Origin of the sequence: Jiangella rhizosphaerae, assembly GCF_003579925.1 — a bacterium.
Lineage (GTDB): Bacteria > Actinomycetota > Actinomycetes > Jiangellales > Jiangellaceae > Jiangella > Jiangella rhizosphaerae.
Genome location: NZ_QUAL01000296.1, coordinates 1 through 3,314, shown reverse-complemented (window position 1 = coordinate 3,314; position 3,314 = coordinate 1). Strand labels below are relative to the sequence as shown.

Genomic DNA, 3,314 nt, shown 5'->3' with positions numbered 1-3,314 from the left:
GCTGTCGTCGCCCCCGGCGCGGCGCGCGGCCCGGCCCTCGACCCGCTCACGGCGGGCCGCCGGCGCGGCGTCGGGGTAGGCCCGTTGCGCGCCGGAGGCGACCAGCCCCGCGAACACCGCCTTGGCCACGTCGCCCGGGACGAACGCCAGCGCCAGCTGGAAGGTCTCCGTCAGCGGCACCCCCGTGACCGCCGACTGGACCGGGATGCCGATGGCCAGCGTCGTCGCCGAGCCGAGCAGGCAGGCGACCAGCACCCAGTGCACGCCCGGGCGGCGCCCGGACCGCTCCACGATCAGCCCGACGACGAACGCCGACACCGCGAACCCGATGAGGTAACCCACCGACGGCCCGGCGAACACCCCGAGCCCGCCCCGTCCGCCGGCCAGCAGCGGCATTCCCGCGGCGACCAGCGCGAGCAGCAGCAGCTGCGAGAGCGCGCCCCGCTTCGCCCCGAGGATGGCGCCGGCCAGCAGCGGTCCCATCGACTGCAGGGTGACCGGAACCGCGTTGCCGAAGAGGTGGAACGACCCCGGCAACCCGAGGACGGCCGTCAGCGCGGCGAACGCGGCGATCCGCGCGAGATCGGCGGCCGGCAGCCGCGACCTTCCTGGCATCGAGCTCTCCCGTCTGGACGTGCGTCCGCCGCGGGTGCCCGCGGCGGTGTCCTCCCACTCTGACCGACGAGCCGCCCCGCGACATAGTCGACATTTCGCACCAGGCCGCGGCGGCCGGGTTGGAGGGCCTCCACAACGCCTTGGCGACGCCCTCCGAATCGGCGCGCCGGACCTTGTCGGAGGTGGACGGCAGAATGGACGGCGTGAGCGATGAGGTGGCGGTCGGCGGGCTCGACACGCCGGTCGGGCGCATCAGCGTGGCCGTCACGCGCGACGGGCTCGCGGCGGTCGGCTGGGGCAGCCGCCCCGCCTCGGGGCGGCTGCCGGCGGCCGGCGACGAGGAGTGGGTGGCGCCGGTGCTCGCCCAGCTGGCCGAGTACTTCGACGGGCGCCGGCAGACCTTCGACATCCCCATCGACTGGCGCTACGTCCCCGGCTCGGCCTCGGCCGTCGTGCTGCGCACCCTGCACCAGACCGTCGGCTACGGCTCGTCGGTCACCTACGGCCAGCTGGCCGACCGAAGCGGCACCGGCGTCCCGGCGCGGGCCATCGGCGGCATCATGGGCGCCAACCCCATCCCCATCGTCGTCCCGTGCCACCGGGTGCTGGCCAGCGACGGGCTGGGCGGCTACAGCGGCGGGTCCGGCGGCAACGGCCTCGAGGTCAAGCGCTGGCTGCTCACCCTCGAGGGCGTCCTGCCGCCCACGTTCGACTGGAGCCCAGCCGGACTCACGTCCTGAGCCGAGCTCACGTGCCGGGCCGGAGCACCGCCATTCCCGCGTCCGTCGCCGCGGCCGCCAGCCGGTCGGCATAGGTCACCACGGCGTCGAGGTCGGTATCGAGAACGCGAGCGGTCGCCAGGTGAATGGCGTCGGGCGAACGGAGCATGCGATCCGGTTCGTCCATCGCACGCTCGACGATGTCGTCGTCGATGGCGATGAAGTCGAAGGCCGTCAGCAGGTCACGCGCATCCGCGAGCGCTGCCGGCAGGACCCGGGCGACCGCACGGACGACCTCGACGCGCAGCAACACAGAACTCACCCAGGAGGACGACGCGTTGGTGTCGTAGAACTCCGCGAAGGCCGTGGAGTGCTCCTCTTCAGCCAGCAGCTTCAACGCCGCCGACGCGTCGATGTAGTAGACACTCACCAGTGCTCTTCCTCGCGCAGGGCGGTGAGCGCGTCACCCAGCCGGTTGGTGCCGTCGCCGGGCCGCATCCGCGGCCGGTACCCCGGACGCTCGGCCGGGCGAACGCGGCCGGACTCGATCAGCTCCGTCAGGACCGGGCCTGGGGACCGGTCCTCCACCGGGACGATGCGGGCGATGAGCCGGCCCCTCTCGGTGACGTCGATGGTCTCGCCACGACGAACCCGTGCCAGCACGTCGCCGGTGCTGTGCCGCAACTCTCGAAGGCCTACCGCGTGCTCGTGAGCAGCCGCCATGCCCCATATGTATCACAAGAATGTGACCACATTCAGTGTCGCAGCCGCGGCGGACGGGCCGTCGCCACCGTCGCCGGGCGCGCCGCCGACCGCCCGGCCGCCGCCCTGGACGCATCCCCGTCCCACCTCCTGCAACGTGAAGTTGATCTTGGAGTAAAGCCGCCAATCCTGGGCGATATGTCCGATAGATGGCGGCATAACTCCAAGATCAACTTTGACGAGGGGCGGGACGACGGTCGCGCCGGGCCGCACGTGGGGGCGGTCAGCCGGCGACGGCGTGCAGCGAGCCGGGGCGCAGGCCGGTGAGCCGGTCCAGCGCGCCCGACGTCGGCTCGTCGCCGGGCAGGTAGACGAGGATCCGCTGGTAGTGGGCGTCGGACAGTTCGAGGGTCTCGAAGGCCAGCCGCAGCTCACCGGCGTCGGGGTGCACCATGCGCTGCACCCCCGACCGCATGCCCACTGTGGACGGCGCGGCCCAGCGGGCGGCGAAGGCGGAACCGGCGAGCACCGCCAGCTCGTCGGCCAGCGCGGCGGCGTGGGCGTCGTCGGGGCCGGAGTCGAGTTTGAGGTTCGCCACCAGGGCGTCTGCCACCACGTGCCATTCGGGGTAGGTGGCGCGGGCCCGCGGGTCGGTGAAGTGGTAGCGCACCAGGTTCGGAGGGTCGCCGCTCAGCACACCGAGCGGCTCGGCCAGCAGCTCGTATCCCGTCGTCCAGGCCAGGACGTCGCCCAGGCGGTTGACCAGGACCGCGGGCGCCGGCTCGAGCCGTTCCAGCAGCGCCCGCACCGTCGGCCGGACGGTCGCGGCGGGCGGCTCCTCGAGGACCGGGCAGTAGAAGTCGCCGCTGGCCGTCTTGGCCAGGTTGCGCAGCAGCACCCGCTCGGCCGAGGACAGCTGCAGCGCGTCGGCCAGGGCGGAGAGCACCTGCGCCGACGGGCGCCGGTCGCGGCCCTGCTCGAGCCGGGTGAGGTAGTCGACGCTGACGCCGGCGAGGATGGCCAGCTCGGCACGCCGCAGACCGGGCGCACGACGGCGCGGGCCGGCGGGCAACCCCGCCTGGGCCGGGGTGATGGCATCGCGCCGCGAGCGCAGGAACGCGCCGAGCTCGTTGTCGCTCACGCCGCCCAGGCTACCGCCGGATCCACGCCGTCCGGTGAGAGTGGCCCCGCCAGGGCTAGGGCGTGTCTCCTAAAGATCGGCGGTGTAGGCGGCGATTGTTGGTCTCATGTCGCGTGAGGCGTTGTTGACTGATGATC

5 protein-coding genes are annotated in these 3,314 nt (G+C 73.2%); 1 reads left to right on the top strand and 4 read right to left on the bottom strand.

Annotation, left to right across the window (positions count from 1 at the left end; genetic code table 11):
* Window positions 1-615 (bottom strand): biotin transporter BioY (locus tag DY240_RS23510; RefSeq protein WP_119662172.1); only part of this gene is annotated, 615 nt, incomplete at its 3' end.
* A gap of 203 nt (window positions 616-818) precedes the next feature.
* Here DY240_RS23510 and DY240_RS23505 point away from each other — a divergent pair.
* Window positions 819-1,355 carry a methylated-DNA--[protein]-cysteine S-methyltransferase gene (locus DY240_RS23505; RefSeq protein ID WP_199702222.1) on the top strand — a complete coding sequence of 179 codons (537 nt, stop codon included), beginning with the start codon at window positions 819-821 and terminating at the stop codon, window positions 1,353-1,355.
* A 7-nt stretch (window positions 1,356-1,362) separates the two neighbouring features.
* Here DY240_RS23505 and DY240_RS23500 read toward each other — a convergent pair whose 3' ends face one another.
* The 3 genes from DY240_RS23500 to DY240_RS23490 all read right to left on the bottom strand — a co-directional run bounded on the left by DY240_RS23500 (window position 1,363) and on the right by DY240_RS23490 (window position 3,177).
* Window positions 1,363-1,764: a PIN domain-containing protein gene (locus tag DY240_RS23500; RefSeq protein WP_267901694.1), complete on the bottom strand. Its 402-nt coding sequence runs from the start codon at window positions 1,762-1,764 to the stop codon at window positions 1,363-1,365.
* Window positions 1,761-2,057 carry a type II toxin-antitoxin system Phd/YefM family antitoxin gene (locus DY240_RS23495; protein ID WP_119662169.1) on the bottom strand — a complete coding sequence of 99 codons (297 nt, stop codon included), beginning with the start codon at window positions 2,055-2,057 and terminating at the stop codon, window positions 1,761-1,763. Before DY240_RS23495 ends, DY240_RS23500 begins: the two co-directional genes overlap by 4 nt.
* Before the next feature lie 262 nt (window positions 2,058-2,319).
* Complete coding sequence (locus DY240_RS23490; protein ID WP_119662168.1) at window positions 2,320-3,177, bottom strand: helix-turn-helix domain-containing protein; 858 nt, start codon at window positions 3,175-3,177, stop codon at window positions 2,320-2,322.
* Window positions 3,178-3,314 lie beyond the last annotated feature (137 nt).

Coding starts and splice junctions, on each gene's coding strand:
- DY240_RS23495 (WP_119662169.1), bottom strand. CDS start 2,057: ATGGCGGCTGCTCACGAGCACGCGGTAGGCCTTCGAGAGTTGCGGCAC.